Source organism: Arthrobacter sp. TmtSoilC77 (assembly GCF_059739415.1).
Window position 1 is genome coordinate 3,926,762 of sequence record NZ_AP046050.1, and the last position, 15,595, is coordinate 3,942,356.

At 62.4% G+C, this 15,595-nt stretch carries 14 protein-coding genes and 1 tRNA gene; 7 read left to right on the forward strand and 8 right to left on the reverse strand.

Annotated elements, in window-relative coordinates; genetic code table 11:
• Positions 1-38: 38 nt before the first annotated feature.
• Positions 39-115, forward strand: a tRNA-Pro gene (locus AC6I99_RS18035).
• A gap of 268 nt (positions 116-383) precedes the next feature.
• On the opposite strand, the gene AC6I99_RS18040 is transcribed toward AC6I99_RS18035, so the two are convergent.
• Positions 384-605 (reverse strand): hypothetical protein, encoded by a 222-nt coding sequence (locus tag AC6I99_RS18040; RefSeq protein WP_224165320.1) that lies wholly within the window; start codon positions 603-605, stop codon positions 384-386.
• A 124-nt stretch (positions 606-729) separates the two neighbouring features.
• Between AC6I99_RS18040 and AC6I99_RS18045 the strand changes: the two genes are divergently transcribed.
• Positions 730-2,010: a helix-turn-helix domain-containing protein gene (locus AC6I99_RS18045; protein WP_224165321.1), complete on the forward strand. Its 1,281-nt coding sequence runs from the start codon at positions 730-732 to the stop codon at positions 2,008-2,010.
• Between the two features lie 72 nt (positions 2,011-2,082).
• On the opposite strand, the gene AC6I99_RS18050 is transcribed toward AC6I99_RS18045, so the two are convergent.
• Positions 2,083-3,021, reverse strand: coding sequence for a phosphoribosylaminoimidazolesuccinocarboxamide synthase (locus tag AC6I99_RS18050; RefSeq protein ID WP_224165322.1), 939 nt, complete (start codon positions 3,019-3,021; stop codon positions 2,083-2,085).
• A 2-nt stretch (positions 3,022-3,023) separates the two neighbouring features.
• Positions 3,024-4,334: a phosphoribosylamine--glycine ligase gene (gene purD / locus AC6I99_RS18055; RefSeq protein ID WP_224167573.1), complete on the reverse strand. Its 1,311-nt coding sequence runs from the start codon at positions 4,332-4,334 to the stop codon at positions 3,024-3,026.
• A 136-nt stretch (positions 4,335-4,470) separates the two neighbouring features.
• On the opposite strand from purD, the gene AC6I99_RS18060 reads away from it, so the two are divergent.
• Both AC6I99_RS18060 and AC6I99_RS18065 read left to right on the forward strand, forming a co-directional pair.
• Positions 4,471-5,487, forward strand: a complete 1,017-nt coding sequence (locus AC6I99_RS18060; RefSeq protein WP_309925037.1) for an asparaginase — start codon at positions 4,471-4,473, stop codon at positions 5,485-5,487.
• A gap of 27 nt (positions 5,488-5,514) precedes the next feature.
• The gene (locus AC6I99_RS18065) at positions 5,515-5,898 is read left to right on the forward strand and encodes a sterol carrier family protein (RefSeq protein ID WP_309925035.1); all 384 of its coding nucleotides are present in this window, start codon (positions 5,515-5,517) and stop codon (positions 5,896-5,898) included.
• Positions 5,899-5,968: 70 nt separating this feature from the next.
• Here the strand turns inward: AC6I99_RS18065 and AC6I99_RS18070 are convergent, their stop codons facing one another.
• From AC6I99_RS18070 to AC6I99_RS18085, 4 genes are all read right to left on the reverse strand, one after another.
• Positions 5,969-7,456 (reverse strand): cation:dicarboxylate symporter family transporter, encoded by a 1,488-nt coding sequence (locus AC6I99_RS18070; protein WP_224088871.1) that lies wholly within the window; start codon positions 7,454-7,456, stop codon positions 5,969-5,971.
• 256 nt (positions 7,457-7,712) lie between these two features.
• Entirely contained in the window at positions 7,713-8,480 is a 768-nt protein-coding gene (locus AC6I99_RS18075) for an SDR family oxidoreductase (RefSeq protein ID WP_497944435.1), read from the reverse strand.
• 49 nt (positions 8,481-8,529) lie between these two features.
• Positions 8,530-9,291 (reverse strand): aspartate/glutamate racemase family protein, encoded by a 762-nt coding sequence (locus AC6I99_RS18080; RefSeq protein WP_224165326.1) that lies wholly within the window; start codon positions 9,289-9,291, stop codon positions 8,530-8,532.
• A gap of 13 nt (positions 9,292-9,304) precedes the next feature.
• Positions 9,305-10,870 carry an NCS1 family nucleobase:cation symporter-1 gene (locus AC6I99_RS18085; RefSeq protein WP_224088874.1) on the reverse strand — a complete coding sequence of 522 codons (1,566 nt, stop codon included), beginning with the start codon at positions 10,868-10,870 and terminating at the stop codon, positions 9,305-9,307.
• A 291-nt stretch (positions 10,871-11,161) separates the two neighbouring features.
• Between AC6I99_RS18085 and aceE the strand changes: the two genes are divergently transcribed.
• Entirely contained in the window at positions 11,162-13,951 is a 2,790-nt protein-coding gene (aceE, locus tag AC6I99_RS18090) for a pyruvate dehydrogenase (acetyl-transferring), homodimeric type (protein WP_497961428.1), read from the forward strand.
• 94 nt (positions 13,952-14,045) lie between these two features.
• On the opposite strand, the gene AC6I99_RS18095 is transcribed toward aceE, so the two are convergent.
• Positions 14,046-14,237 carry a YegP family protein gene (locus AC6I99_RS18095; protein ID WP_223934473.1) on the reverse strand — a complete coding sequence of 64 codons (192 nt, stop codon included), beginning with the start codon at positions 14,235-14,237 and terminating at the stop codon, positions 14,046-14,048.
• 185 nt (positions 14,238-14,422) lie between these two features.
• Between AC6I99_RS18095 and nboR the strand changes: the two genes are divergently transcribed.
• Together nboR and AC6I99_RS18105 are read left to right on the forward strand one after the other, a co-directional pair.
• Positions 14,423-15,034, forward strand: coding sequence for a nicotine blue oxidoreductase (gene nboR / locus AC6I99_RS18100; protein ID WP_224088878.1), 612 nt, complete (start codon positions 14,423-14,425; stop codon positions 15,032-15,034).
• A 52-nt stretch (positions 15,035-15,086) separates the two neighbouring features.
• Complete coding sequence (locus AC6I99_RS18105; RefSeq protein ID WP_497961429.1) at positions 15,087-15,554, forward strand: GNAT family N-acetyltransferase; 468 nt, start codon at positions 15,087-15,089, stop codon at positions 15,552-15,554.
• The last annotated feature ends 41 nt before the right edge of the window (positions 15,555-15,595 follow it).

Here is a 15,595-nt window from a genome sequence, read left to right on the forward strand (position 1 = left end):
GATTCAGCTATCCTTGAACAGTTGCTTTCGCAGCGGATCGGGATGTAGCGCAGCTTGGTAGCGCGCTTCGTTCGGGACGAAGAGGTCGCAGGTTCAAATCCTGTCATCCCGACCAAATACGAAAATGGCGTCGAGAAATCGGCGCCATTTTTGTTTGCCCGAATCCGCTGCTAACCCTGGAGCCGCCACCCACGACGCGCTTCCACCACGTCGCGCATCTTCACCCGCGCCACGCGTCCCCGACGGCGACTCCCAAATCCGGGTGTCGCCTGCCCGTTGCCGGCTCTCGGGCGAATGTGGGTGTCGCCGGATCACTCCCGGGCAAAAGAAAACCCCGGAGCATCGCTCGTCACGCTCCGGGGTTTTCCTCAGTAGTTACTGATTTACATAGGATCCGGCCAGTTGCCGATGGACGACGTCGTGTACGTCGTGTCACCGGACTTGGTAGGTACCGTGGTGGTGGACCTCATAGGATCGGGCCAGTTACCAATAGCACTTACCGAGCCGGAATCTGCCGCTGCAGCAGCAGAGACGACTGCGGGAGCCGCAACCGTAAAAGCGAGAGCGCCTGCCAAGGCCACAGAAGCAGCCATTTTCTTGAACATATTGTTCCCCAATGCGAGTCGGATTCGTTACGGAAATTGCACGGTCCCTGTTGACATACATTGTAAAATGTTTTCCACAGAGACTGTCAAGGTTTAGGTCAAAAGACACCTGTAGGAGGGCCCCGTGGGAAACGGATTCGGCGAGAAGCTACGTGCCGAACGGCTCGAACGCGGGTTGACGCAGGCAGAACTGGGCAAAAACCTGTATTCCCCGAGCTACATTTCGCTGCTTGAAACAGGTCGACGCGAGCCGACTGCCGAGGTCATCGAGGAGCTGGCACGCAGGCTTGAGTTGGCGCCCAAGGCGTTGGAAGCCTGGAGCCAACCCGTTTCGGTGAGCGATGCAGAGTACGTGCTCGCCGGCTTGTATGCCCGGCAGGCGTGGGACCTGCGCGACTACCAACTCGCAGCAAGCCACGCAGCCACTGCGGCGCAGATCGCCCTCGAGGCGAAGAACAACAGCGCCTGGTGGAACATGACCTACATGCAGGCCGAGTGTGTGATGAAGCAAGGCCAGCTCAAGGAATGCCAACAAATTGTTGAACACTTGCTGGAACATCCCATGGCCACGGAATCTGCGGGCCTTGGCGTGCGGGCATGGCAGATGCTTGCCGCAGTCTGTCACGGACAGGGTCAGCTGGCCACCGCCGTCGAGCATGCAAAGAAGGCCGTGCAACTGTCCGAACAGCTGCCCAAGGGATCCACGCTGATCATCGGCGCGCACCGCGCGCTGATCGGCGCCCTCGCGGAGAGCGGCAAGCTGGATGAAGCATGGCAGTACTGCCTGACCATGATCGAGCACATGGACGAGCACTCCATGTCCCAGCTGGCCGGCGAGGTCGCGTGGGTAGTGGGCAACGTTGCTTTCATGCGACACGACTACGTGGAGGGCATCAAGCACCACGAACGCGCGGCGAAGCTGCTCTCCCCGGCCAACGACATCGAGCTGTGGGCCCGTTTCAACAAGGCATCGGCGGCCGTCAGGTTGTCCTCCGGCATTGTTGAGCCCGAAACCCTATCCGCGATTGAACGTGCAGAGCTGGCGTTGTCCATCGTCGGGGGAAACAAGACGGACCAGCTTGAAGTAGCGTTCATCCGTGCCCGCTGGCTCTACCTGACGGGCGATATTCCGGCCGCGGTGGACAAGCTTCGCGAGATCTACAAGGACCGCAAGGTGTTGGCCCGCCACACGGCTGGAGAGGTCTCCCTGTTGCTGGGAAAGTCCTTGAAGGCAGCAGGTGAAACCACGGAGGCCCTGCACTACCTGGAAGAGGCCCAGCACGACTTCAGTGCAGCCGGCGCCTCGGACCGGGTCCAGCAAGCCATGGATGCTGTCCTGGAGATCCGTCTGGCGGAACGCCGCGCCGCTGCATCACACCCGGAAGCGCACTCCGAAGCCAGCTAACCCAAGTAAGTAGCAGATAAGGCCGTTTTGAGAGCTCAAAACGGCCTTATCTGCTACCCAGTTGGGGGAAGCTTAGGCGAACGTCCGCCCGGTGAGTTTCTCGTATGCTTCCACGTAGCGGGCACGGGTGCGCTCCACGACTTCAGCGGGCAAGGCCGGCGGAGGCGTGTCCGAGGACTTGTCCCAGCCGGACTCGGCCGAGGTCAGCCAGTCACGGACATACTGCTTGTCATAGGAGGGCTGCGACTTGCCCGGCGAATAAGTGGAGGCGTCCCAAAAGCGGGAGGAGTCCGGGGTGAGGACTTCATCGCCGAGCGTGATGATGCCCGTGTACGTGTCGAGGCCGAACTCCACCTTGGTATCGGCGAGGATGATGCCGCGTTCGCGGGCGATCTCCTCGGCGCGGGTGTAGATCTTCAGCGTGAGTTCGCTGAGGCGGGCGGCGATATCGTCCCCGACTATGGCCACGACGTCGTCATAGGTGATGTTGACGTCGTGCTCGCCGACGTCGGCCTTGGCAGATGGCGTAAACAGTGCCTTCTCCAAACGGGAACCGTCAACAAGCCCCTCGGGAAGCGGGATGTTGCACACCGTGCGGGAGTGCTTGTACTCCTCCAGCCCGGAACCGGTGAGGTAGCCACGGGCGATGCACTCCACCGGGAACATCTCCAGCTTCTTGCAGATCATGGCCCGGCCCTCAACCTCCGCGGGAACGCCACCCTCAACGGTTGACGCCAGCACGTGGTGCTCAACATCCAACTGATCGAACCACCACAGGCTTAGCTGGGTAAGGATGCGGCCTTTGTCAGGAATTTCACTGCTCAGGACATGGTCGTAAGCACTGATGCGATCGCTGGCAACCACCAGTACGCATTCCTGGCCGACCTTTTCCGTGATGGATTCATCGGTGGGAACGTAGAGGTCACGAACCTTGCCGGAATAGACGTGCGTCCATCCGGGAAGCTGCAGGGTTTCGGTTTTGAAACCGCCCGTGGGGAGCGAATCAGTCATGCTCAGGCCTGTACTTTCGGGATGGTTCCGGTTGCTGCGTAGGGCACCCGGATTTCGCCGCGGGCGGCTTTGCCTCCGATGTCCGTGCGGAACTGTGAGCCTTCAAGCTGAACCAACTCCACGCCGTCGTACGCTTTTTCGCGGGCCTCCACCAGATCGGAACCGAGCGCGACCACGGCGAGGACGCGGCCGCCGGCCGAAACCACTTTGCCTTCCTCATCCAGCTTGGTGCCGGCGTGGACAACGTGGACGCCTTCGAGCTCATCCACCTTCTTCAGGCCACGGATGCGATCGCCTGTGCGGGGAGTATCAGGATAGTTTTCGGCGGCCACGACGACGGCGACTGCTGTGTCCTTGGACCAGCGCAGCTCCTCTGCGGTGTCCAGTTCGCCCTTGGCAGCTGCCAGGAGCAGCGCACCGAGCGGAGTCTTGAGCCGGGCGAGCACTGCCTGCGTCTCGGGGTCTCCGAAGCGAACGTTGAACTCGATGACGCGGGTGCCGCGCGAAGTGAGTGCAAGGCCGCAGTAGAGCACACCGATGAAGGGTGTGCCTCGGCGCGCCATCTCATCCACAGTGGGCTGGGCGACGCGGTCGATAACTTCCTGGACCAGGCCTTCGGGAGCCCACTCGAGTGGCGTGTAAGCACCCATGCCGCCGGTGTTCGGGCCTTCGTCGTTATCGAAGATGCGCTTGAAGTCCTGCGCCGGAGACAGGGGAACGGTAGTGCGGCCGTCGCAGAGGACGAACAGGGAAACTTCGGGGCCGTCGAGGAACTCTTCGATGACAACTGTTCCACCGGCGTCGAAGCAGGCCTGCGCGTGCGCGAGTGCTTCCTCGCGGTCGTTGGTGACCACAACGCCCTTGCCTGCGGCGAGGCCGTCATCCTTGACAACGTGCGGAGCCCCGAACGTAGCCAGGGCATCGGCGGCTTCCTCTGCATTGGTGGCAACGCGGGCCATGGCCGTGGGAACGCCGGCTTCAGCCATGATTTGCTTGGCGAAGGCCTTGGACGCTTCGAGCTGGGCTGCTTCCTTGCTGGGTCCGAAGACCGGAATCCCGGCGGCACGGACGGCGTCGGACACACCGGCGGCCAGGGGAGCCTCCGGGCCGACGACAACCAGGTCCACGGCCAGCTTGGTGGCGAGCGCGGTCACCGCTTCCGGGCTGTTCCCGTCAATTGCGTGCGTGGGAACGAGTTTGCTGATGCCCGCGTTGCCCGGAGCCGCGTGGACCTCGGAAACGTTGGGATCTTCAAGCAGAGAGCGGACAATGGCGTGTTCGCGGCCGCCTGGGCCAATGACGAGTACCTTCACAGTCTTCAAGGGTACTTTGTGTAGGGCGCGGGGCCTAAGCTGTGTCGTCTCCCGGCAATGGATGACCGGATCCGGGACCGCGCCCGGACCGGGCATGTGACCGGGGAACACAGTGCTCGCGCCCTAGACTTGGCTCATGCCCATGAGTTCGCATGAAACGTTCAACGTTGAGTCCGCCGTCGAACTGGCAGTCATCGAACGCAGTGGCTTTATAGAGTCCCGGCACATCGGTGCTGCCGTTGTCCTTGCGGGCGACGGAAGCGTGGTAACCCGGCTGGGTGACATCGATGCTCCCATCCTGGCCCGCTCCACCCTGAAACCATTCCAAACCCTCGCTGCCATGCAGTCCGGCGTCCCGCTCAGGGGCGCGCAGGTGGCTGTCGCCTGCGGAAGCCACACCGGTTCACTGGACCACATGGACGTGGTGGAGGGAATGCTCAAAGCCGCAGGCGTCCGCGAGGATCAGCTTCAGTGCCCCACGGCCTGGCCGCAGGACGAAACCGCCCGCAATTGGCTGGTCCGTTCCGAGCGCGGCCAGACCAGGCTTGCCTTCAATTGTTCCGGGAAGCACGCGGCTTTCCTCTGGGCCTGCACGGAAAACGGCTGGGACCTTCGTAGTTACCTTGAGCCGAACCATCCGTTGCAGCAGCGTGTCCGGTCCGTGATCGAGGAGTACAGCGGCGAAACGATCTCGCACCTGGGCATCGATGGCTGCGGTGCACCCGTTGCGGCGATCTCGCTCACCGGACTGGCGCGGGCGTATTCGCGGTTGGCGAAGTCACCGGGCGATTCTTCCTCGAACGCACGCGCCGCCACCATCGCCACCTCCATGCTGGACTACCCGTGGGCGGTCCAGGGCAAGGGCGAATCAAACACGATCGTCATGGAAGAGCTGGACATCCTGGCCAAGATCGGCGCCGAAGGCATCCTGGTCCTCGCCACGTCCACCGGCGCAACCGTGGCGGTCAAGATGCTGGACGGCAACCTCCGCGCTACTTCCTTGGTGGGCTTGACACTTCTTGCCGTGAGTGGCGCGGTGGACATTCCCGCGGTTTCCAACGTCCTGGAACGCGTCGTGGAACCCGTGCTGGGCGGCGGACGTCCGGTGGGCAAGATCCGCCTGGGCCACGCCGTATCCGCGATGCTCGACTGAGTCACCTATTTAATAAGGAAAGAATCCATGGCAGTTGCACGACGCCGTATTGACGTCGACGAGGGCCGCGCTGCGCTGGCAGCCTGGCAATCCGCCGTCGGACACTCGGGTGAAGACGCGACCCCGCCGTCGCGCTCTTTGATTGCGACGGCGGTCCGCTACTCACTTGAGGAAGTCACCGCCCGCGCGCCCGGCAATTCGGTGGAGGTCCGCGTTCCCCCGTTCGGCGTCACGCAGTGCGTGGAGGGGCCCCGCCACACCCGCGGCACTCCCCCGAACGTCATAGAGTGCGACGCCGCCACCTGGCTTGAGTTGGTTACCGGCCGGATCTCGTGGGGAGACGCCGTTTCGGCTGGCCGCGTTGCCGCGTCCGGACTGCGCGCGGACCTCTCGGAACTGCTTCCCCTCTGACGGGTCTTGTGTACGGCCAATGCCCTCAAGACCGTGTCTTAAGGGCATTGGCCGTACACAAACCATGGAGTTAGTCGGGGCAAACCGGGGTGGTTGGTTGGCCTGGCTTGCTCATCTCGAATTGCGGGATTTCGTCCGCTGTGGGACCTCCACGGAATTTCGGTGAGGGGTGGTGGCCCTCGCTGAGGCGCTCAAGCTCCTGCTCCTCGAACACTTCCTCCTGGCCCAGCATGATGGCTGAATCCTCGTTGGTAATCTCGCCGTTGAAGGCACGGACCATGACGCTGCGGTCGAACTGGCCTTCCCACTTGGCTACAACGAAGGTGGCTACGCAGTTGCCCAGCAGGTTGACGACGACGCGCATGGAGTCCATGAGGCGGTCGGCTCCGAGGAGGAGTGCTACGCCGGCAACCGGGAAGATGCCAAGGGCGGCAGCCGTGGCCGAGAGGGCCAGGAACGATGAGCCCGGGACGCCCGCCATGCCTTTGGAGGTCAAGAGCAGCACACCCAGCGCAGCCAGCTGCTGACCGAGGTCCAGTTGATGGCCGAACGCCTGGGCCAGGAACAGCAGGGAGATGGAAAGGTAGATCGCTGCGCCGTCAAGGTTGAAGGAGTAGCCGGTGGGAACCACCAGGCCGGTGGTTGCCCGGGAGCAGCCGGCGTTGGTCAACTTGGTCATGATGCGCGGCATGACCGCTTCAGTGGAGGCCGTGCCGAGTGCAAGCAGGAATTCCTCGCGGGTGTATTTCAGGAAGTGCCACAGCGGAACACGGGCGAAGCCCCAGGCCACCAGGAACAGCAGGCCGATAAAGACGATCGCGGCTCCGTAGCAGGATGCGATCAGCAGCGCATACGTGCCGAGAGTGCCAAGCCCGTACTGGCCGATGATGAAGGCCATGGCGCCGAAGGCACCGATCGGAGCGACCTTCATGATCCAGGACATGATCTTGAAGATCAGCTCCAGGACGGTCTCCATGAGGCTGATCACGGGCAGGCAGCGCTGGCGGCCAATGACCACGATCGCGGCGCCGAAGAAGACGGAGAAGAAAAGCACCTGGAGCAGGCTGTTGTTGGCGAAGGCGCCGATCACACTGGTGGGGATGACGTCCAGCAGGAAGGCAGCGGCGTCCTTGGGAACGGCGTGGCCGGTCTTTGCGTCCACGGCTTCCTGGGAAAGCGTGGAGGGATCGATGTTCAGGCCGGCGCCAGGCTGAACGATGTTGCCCACGATGAGTCCGAAGACCAGGGCGAAGAGGGTGGCGCAGGTGAAGTAGAGGAGTGCTTTGACCCCGACCCTTCCGACCGCCTTGACGTCGCCGACTGCCGAGATGCCCGTGACGATCACGAGGAAAATCAGCGGGGCGATGATCATCTTGATGAGTTGAATGAATCCATCACCCAGCGGCCGGAGGGTGGACCCGAGGTTCGGCCAGAAATGACCGATGAGCACACCTGCGACGACGGCGATCAGGATTTGAAAAAAGAGCGACTTGTACAGTGGCTTCTTCTTCAGCGGGGCCGAACTCGCCTTCAGCGCCGCAGAGTCTGGGATCTTCATTGATCTGAACCAATCAGTTGGGAACAGCCCCACACTTGGGGGTTGTTTTCAAATGTAAGCCCGCTCACATCATTCCGCAAGGGGAAATTGAATTTCCATATTGCGGAAAGTCACAATTGGTTGCCAAGCCGCGGCGTCGTGGCTTCCTGACCTCTATTGACAAGGAAAAACCCACGGCACGCCCAGGAAATGGGCGTGCCGTGGGCACGGTTGAAGCAAAAAGGGTCAGGACAACACACTCAGGCGTGGCGGGTACTTAGCCCCGGCCTATGAACGGCATGCCAGCGGCTGTCACCACCAGGGAACCAACGCTGGCCGAAGCCGGCATATTGGCCATCATGAGCACCGCACGCGCGGCATCCTCCACGGGGAACATCGGCTCCACGCGCCGGCTGCCATCGGCTTGCAACGCACCTGAGCCAACGCCGATGGTGTCCATGATTTCGGTACGGGTATTTCCAATATCGATCTGCCCGCACGTGATGCCAAAGTCCCGGCCATCCAGCTCAATGCTCTTGGTCAGGCCCGTCATCGCATGCTTCGTCACCGTGTACGCGACAGACTTGGGCCTGGGTGAATGCGCAGAAATGGAGCCGTTGTTAATAATGCGGCCACCCTGCGGCTCCTGGGCCTTCATGGTCCTCACGGCTTCCGCGGCGCACAGCATGGAGCCCGTGACATTGACGCGCAGGGTGGCCTCCCACCCATCGACGTCGATCTCGCCAACATCGCCGGCTGGCCCGAAGATGCCTGCGTTGTTGAACAGCACGTCAACACGGCCCCAGCGCTGGCGAACCTCAGCGAAAAGGCGGGCGACGGCGTCGGGCTCTGTTACATCGCACGGCACCACCAGGGCGTCCGGATGGTTGTCCGCGGTTTCCAGCAGCTGCGCTTCGCGACGCCCCGCCAACGCCACGCGGTAACCCTCCGCAAGCATGAGCCGCGCAACGGCCCTCCCAATGCCGGAACCGGCACCGGTCACGACGGCGACCCTCGGGTCTGCGGGCGGGCGTGGGTCAGTCATGTGGTGGCCTTTCGGGGAATCGCCTTCAAAACAGCTGCTGCAAGCAGCGTCAGTGCGCTGCTTCTACGGGCTGCCCCGCAGCCGTCTGGGCTGCTGTTATCGGCCAGCCTATGACAGTCTTCGGACGCGGCGTGGCATAGGTGCGGACTTTGGAGGTGGTGAGGCCGAGCCTAACCAAGGACTCAGCGATGGTGACGGCGGCCGCCACTCCATCAACAACGGGCACGCCGGTCCGCTGTCGGACCTGCTCGTCGAGGCCGGCCATGCCGCCGCAGCCCAGGACAATCACCTCGGCCTTGTCCTGGAGGACAGCTTGCTCGGCCTGGCCCACAATCGCTTCGACCGCGCGGTCCGGATGTTCCTCAAGTTCCAGTACAGCCATACCGCTGGCGCGGACGGAAGCGCATCGTGCCTCCAACCCGGCAAGTTTGAGGCGGTCCTCAATCAAGGGGACGGCACGGTCCAACGTGGTAACCACGGAGTACTTGTGGCCAAGGAACATTGCAGTACTGGCAGCGGCCTCGGTGATATCCACCACCGGGACATCGAGGAGCTCCTGCAACCCCTCGCGGCCGTGCTCGCCGTAGCCTGCCTGGATAACGGCGTCGAACGGTTCGGGATAGTTGACCACTGCATCCATGACGGCGATCGCGGCAAGGTAGCTCTCGAAGTTGCCCTCGCAGGAGTCGGCGCCAAAGCGCGGAGTGATGCCAACGATCTCAGTGCCGGGGGCCGCAACAGCCCTGGCCTGGGCGGCGATGGAATCGGTCATGGACTGCGTAGTGTTCACGTTTGCGACAAGGATGCGCATGGTTTCCTCTATATTAGTGGGTGCTGGCGACGGCGATCGGTTCGCCGGAGACGTCGTCGTGGGCCTGCTTCTTGTCAGCCACGGCAAAGTACGTAAGCGCGGCTACACCGGCTCCGATGAACCAGGCGAACGGCGCCGCTGCAGCCAATCCCGGGATGAAGGCGATTGCAATAGCCAGGGCGGCCGCGGGGAGCATGGCAACAATGGCCTTGGGGTTCACGCCCCGCTTGTAGAAGTACGCGCCCTTGGGATCGTCGGTGTAGAGCTCCGGGACGTTGACCTTGCCACGGCGGACGAGCCAGTAGTCAGCCATGACCACTCCGAACAGCGGGCCGAGCAGTGCGCCCAGGCCACCGAGGAAGTAAACGATGACGATCGGGTTGTTGTAGAGGTTCCACGGCAGGATGATGAGGCCGATGATGCCGCTGACCCACGCCGCTTTACGGAAATTCAGGTGCCGCGGGAAGAGGTTGGTCAGTGCATAAACGGGTGCTACGAAGTTTGCCATCAGGTTCACGGCGATGGTCAGGATCAGCAAGGCAAGGCAAGCCAGGACCAGCAGCAGGGTATTGGGGATGCTCTGGACGATGTCCGACGGGCTCTCGATGACTGTGCCATTGATCTTGTACTGTCCACCGGCCATCACCACCACGATTGCACCGAATACCAGCATGTTGATGGGGATGCCCCAGAAGTTGCCCTTAACGATGGACTTCCTGGAAACAGAGGACCGGGTGAAATCGCAGAAGTTCAGGACGAACGTTCCGTAGATGGAAACCCACAATGCCCCGCCGGCGAAGATGGTGAGCCACATGTCGGCGCCCTCGAGTCCCTTGATGCCGCTCCACTGGATGGCGCCCCCGGCCTCAATGAAGACCCAGACGGCAATCGCAGCCATTGTCACCAGGATGATGGGACCCGCGAAGGCCTCGTATTTCCGGATCATTTCCATGCCGAAGCTGACGATGACCAGCTGGACGATCCAGAGCGCCACGAAGGAGAGCCAGCCCAGCGTCGAAAGGCCAAGGATGGAGTTGCTGTCCAGGTCCTTCAGGCCAGGGGCCATGGCGACGAGCATCACGCGAAGTACCACCGATGCCAGGTAGGTCTGGATACCGAACCAGGCGACAGCCACGGCGCCACGGACCAGGCTGGCGATTTGGGCGCCCCGAATGCCGAAGCTGATCCGGCTCATGACGGGGAAGGGGACGCCGGTCTTCTGGCCCATGAATCCCGAGAAGTTCAAGAGGGCGAAGAGCAGGGTAGCCCCGATTCCCAGTGCCACCAGGATCTGCCAGCCACCCAGTCCGAGGGAGAACAAACCAATGGCAAACGCGTAGTTACCCAGGCTGTGGACGTCATTGGCCCAGAGGGTAAAGATGCTGTAACTCGTCCACTTGCGGCCGGCTGCCTTGGTGGGGGCGAGGTCGATGTTGTAAAGACTGGGGCTGATGGTACGGCCTGCGGCTTCGGAAGCAATAGCGCAAAGGTCCGTGTTGCCCACGGCCGGGTGGTTGGGCCCACCTGCTGTTTTGTCTTCCGGAGTCTCAGTGACGCCGACTGATGAAGTCGTCTGCATCGTGGATCTCCACTTCGTACTGTTTCCACAAAGCGGAAACAAGTTATTGAATAGTGAAAGTACTCTATGACCCAGGTCACGTCACGTCAAGGCGTCACAAGTGTATGGAGGGTCACATTTGGTTGAATGACCCGGCCTTTCCCAGTTGACTGTTGCGGTTACGTAATCCGTGTTGACGCTGCCCATCGGCAGACGTAATCTCGAATTGCAGAATTTTATTCTCACAATACGAAATTCCTTGAGCGCCCCCACAGAGCAAGCGCCCAGACATTCAATGAAGAGAGGTTGGACGTGGCTGCAGGAGAAGAGACCTCACACATCCTCAGCGGGTTGACTGCCCAGCTGCCTGATCGTGATCCGGAAGAGACCGCGGAGTGGATTGAGTCCCTTGATGCGTTGATCGCGGAGCAGGGCACGGAGCGTGCCCAGTACATTATGCGTTCGTTGTTGCAGCGTGCCGGTGCCCGGTCGGTGGGTGTGCCCATGGTAACGACCACTGATTATGTGAACACGATCCCGGTGGACCAGGAAGCAGAATTCCCGGGAAACGAGGAGTTCGAGCGCCGGTACCGTGCGTACATGCGCTGGAACGCCGCGGTCATGGTCCATCGCGCGCAGCGGGCCGATATCGGGGTGGGCGGGCATATTTCCACCTATGCCGGCGCGGCGACCCTGTACGAGGTCGGGTTCAACCATTTCTTCCGCGGCAAGGACCACCCCTCGGGCGGGGACCAGGTGTTCTTCCAGGGACACGCGTCCCCGGGCATGTACGCCAGGGCGTTCATGGAAGGCCGCCTGACCGAGGAGGACCTGGACGGGTTCCGCCAGGAAAAGTCCCGTGAGGGCCATGCCCTGTCCTCGTACCCGCACCCGCGGCTGATGCCGGACTTCTGGGAATTCCCGACCGTGTCGATGGGTATCGGGCCGATGAACGCGATCTACCAGGCCCAGTCCAACCGGTACCTGCACAACCGCGGCATCAAGGACACCAGTGATCAGCAGGTCTGGGCGTTCCTGGGCGACGGGGAAATGGACGAGCCCGAATCCCGCGGCCTGCTCCAGCTCGCGGCGAACGAGAACCTGGACAACCTGAACTTCGTGATCAACTGCAACCTCCAGCGCCTGGACGGGCCGGTGCGCGGCAACGGGAAGATCATGCAGGAGTTGGAGGCGTTCTTCCGCGGTGCGGGCTGGAACGTGATCAAGGTCGTCTGGGGCCGGGAATGGGACTCGCTGCTGGAAGCGGACCAGGACGGGGCGTTGGTGAAAATCATGAACGAAACCCCCGATGGTGACTACCAGACCTACAAGGCCGAGTCCGGCGGGTTCGTCCGGGACCACTTCTTCGGCAAGTCCCCGCAGACCAAGGACATGGTCGCTGACCTGACCGATGAGCAGATCTGGGGCCTCAAACGCGGCGGGCACGATTACCGCAAGGTCTACGCCGCGTACAAGGCAGCGGTCGAGTTCAAGGGCAAACCCACCGTGATCCTGGCCAAAACCGTCAAGGGCTACGGCCTGGGCCCGCACTTCGAAGGCCGCAACGCCACCCACCAGATGAAAAAGCTGACCATGGAAGACCTCAAGGCCTTCCGTGACCACCTGCGCATCCCCATCAGCGATGACCAGCTCGACGCGGACCTCTACCGGCCCCCGTACTACCACCCCGGCATGGACGCCCCGGAAATCAAATACCTCATGGAACGCCGGGCAGAACTGGGCGGCTTCGTCCCCGAACGCCGCCGCACCCACACCCCCGTGACCCTGCCCGAAGCCAAATCCTACGAGGTCGCCAAACGCGGCTCCGGCAAACAACAAGCCGCGACCACCATGGCCTTCGTCCGGCTCCTGAAAGACCTCATGCGGGACAAGAACTTCGGGGCCCGGTTCGTGCCCGTCGTCCCGGACGAATCACGCACCTTCGGCATGGACGCGTTCTTCCCGACCGCGAAAATCTACAACCCCAAGGGCCAGAACTACCTCTCCGTGGACCGGGACCTCGTCCTGGCCTACAAGGAATCCCCCGCCGGGCAACTGATCCACCCCGGCATCAACGAAGCCGGCGCCGTCGCAGCGTTCACCGCCGCCGGCACCGCGTACGCCACCCACGGCGAACCCCTGGTCCCGATCTACGTCTTCTACTCCATGTTCGGCTTCCAACGCACCGGAGATTCCTTCTGGGCCGCCGCGGACCAAATGACCCGCGGCTTCATCATCGGCGCCACCGCAGGACGAACCACCCTCACCGGCGAAGGACTCCAACACGCCGACGGGCACTCCCCCCTCCTGGCCTCCACCAACCCCGCCGTGAAAACCTACGACCCCGCCTACGGCTACGAAATCGGCCACATCATCCGCCACGGCCTCGAAGAAATGTACGGCCCCGACAACGACGGCACCGGCACCGCATCCGACAAAAACGTGATGTACTACCTCACCGTCTACAACGAACCCATCACCCAACCCGCCGAACCGGAAAACCTGGACATCAACGGCCTGATCAAGGGCATCTACCGCCTCGCCCCCGCCCCGGAAAACACCAATGGCGCCGCCAACACAGGTACCAACCGGCCCACCGCGAACATCCTCGCCTCCGGAGTCTCCGTACCCTGGGCCCTGGAAGCCGCCCGGATTCTCGCCCAGGACTGGGGCGTCGCCGCCGAAGTCTGGTCCGTGACGTCCTGGAACGAACTCCGACGCGACGGACTCGCCGCCGAAGAACACGCCTTCCTCAACCCCGGCCAACCCGCCCGCACCCCGTTCATCACCGAACAACTCGCCGGCACCACCGGACCCGTCATCGCCGTGTCCGACTACATGAAAGCCGTCCCCGACCAAATCCGCCAATTCATCCCCAACGACTTCGCCTCCCTCGGAGCAGACGGCTTCGGCTTCTCCGACACCCGCCAAGCCGCCCGCCGCTACTTCAAAAACGACACCCACTCCATCGTCGCCAAAACCCTCCAGTTGCTGGCGGCGAGGGGCGAAGTCGAGGAGGGTGCGCCGTCGTACGCCATTGACCGTTACAAGCTGCTCGATGTGAACGCCGGCACCACCGGCGGAGCGGGCGGCGATGCCTAACAACCGAAGCATGACAAGGCAATAAGACAGTTGGCGGCAGTGTTCATGAAGAACACTGCCGCCTACTGTGTTTTTGGTGTACTGCGGGGGAGGCTCAGGTGCCCAGGTTCCTCCGGTCTACGACGAATCCGGTTGCCGCGTTTTCGCGGACCGCGTTGATACCGGCCACGACGGCCTTCAAATTGGGAAACTGTGGCGACACTGCCACAACTGTGCCGTCATCGGCTGTGAGTCGGAACCTGAACGTGTTCGTCCCGGCCTTGAGTATTTCGAAACTGCCCGCCATCTTCCCCTTTTCCTCCACGCATCATTGCATTAGAGCGATTTGAACAATTCCCTACAGACAATAATGGCCGTCGGAACCTACCAACAGACCTACTGAGGAGTAGTTTGCAACCGATTTTGGTAGATGTCGTGGAAAGCCCCGAAGGAGCTACAGACCTCACGGATGCCCGCGCGTATCGTGAGGATATGACTGAATCCGGCGTGGCGCCCACCACGGGCGTCTTGCTTGCTGCGGGGGCCGGTACGCGCTTGGGCCGCGGACCCAAGGCGCTGCTCCCCTACCGCGGCCGAACGCTGGTTGAGGTGCTCGCCGATACGCTGTTCGACGGCGGCTGCCGGGAGGTCGTTGTGGTTGTTGGCGCCGAGGCGGACCGCGTTCGAAGCACCACCGATCTACGGACGTACACGGTGGTGGAGAACAAGAACTGGGCCAAAGGCATGGCGGGCTCTTTCCGCGCAGGAATCGAGGCCGCCTCACCCGGACACAGCATCATGGTGGCGTTGGTGGACCAGCCCGGATTGACCCCGACGGCGGTCAGCAGATTGCTGGGCAGCCACCGTCCCGGTCGGGTCACGGCAGCCGCCTATCCTGACGAGTCAGGCCGCCTAAAGCGTCGGCACCCGGTGATTATCGACGTCGGGCTCCGATCCCAAGCGGCGGAAGCCGCGAATGGTGACACGGGGGCGCGATCCTTCCTCAAGGCGCATCCGGGCCTGGTGGACCTGGTGGATTGCAGCGATCTCTGCTCGGGCGAGGACCTGGATACGAAGGACCAGTTGCACTTGCTGGAGGACTGACTGCGGAGCTGAGCGTAGGGCCGACCCATCCTGAGCCGGTAAGTTTGAATCCATGATCCAGATTGCACCTGACGATCCCACGCGCCCGGATGTTCATCAGCTCCTCAGCGAGCATCTGGCGGATATGTTTGCGACGTCGCCGGCAGAAAGCGTGCACGCGTTGGACCATTCGGCGTTGTCGCATGAAACGATCACGTTCTGGACAGCCCGCGAGGACGGCGTGTTGCTGGGATGCGGGGCGCTGAAGGAACTGGCCGCGGGGCATGCTGAGATCAAGTCGATGCGCACCACCACCGCTGCCCGTGGGCGGGGAGTGGCCACCCGCATGCTCGAACATATCGTGGCCGAAGCCGGCCGGCGGGGATACGAACGTGTGAGCTTGGAAACGGGAACCGAAGAGTACTTTGCGCCCGCGCGTCGCTTGTATGCGCGGCACGGGTTCACCGAATGCCCGCCCTTCGCCGACTACACCCTGGACCCGAACAGCGTGTTCATGGAGCTCACCCTCTCACCCATGTAGGTCGCATTTGTGCGCGTTTAGACGGCTCTAAACGCGCACAA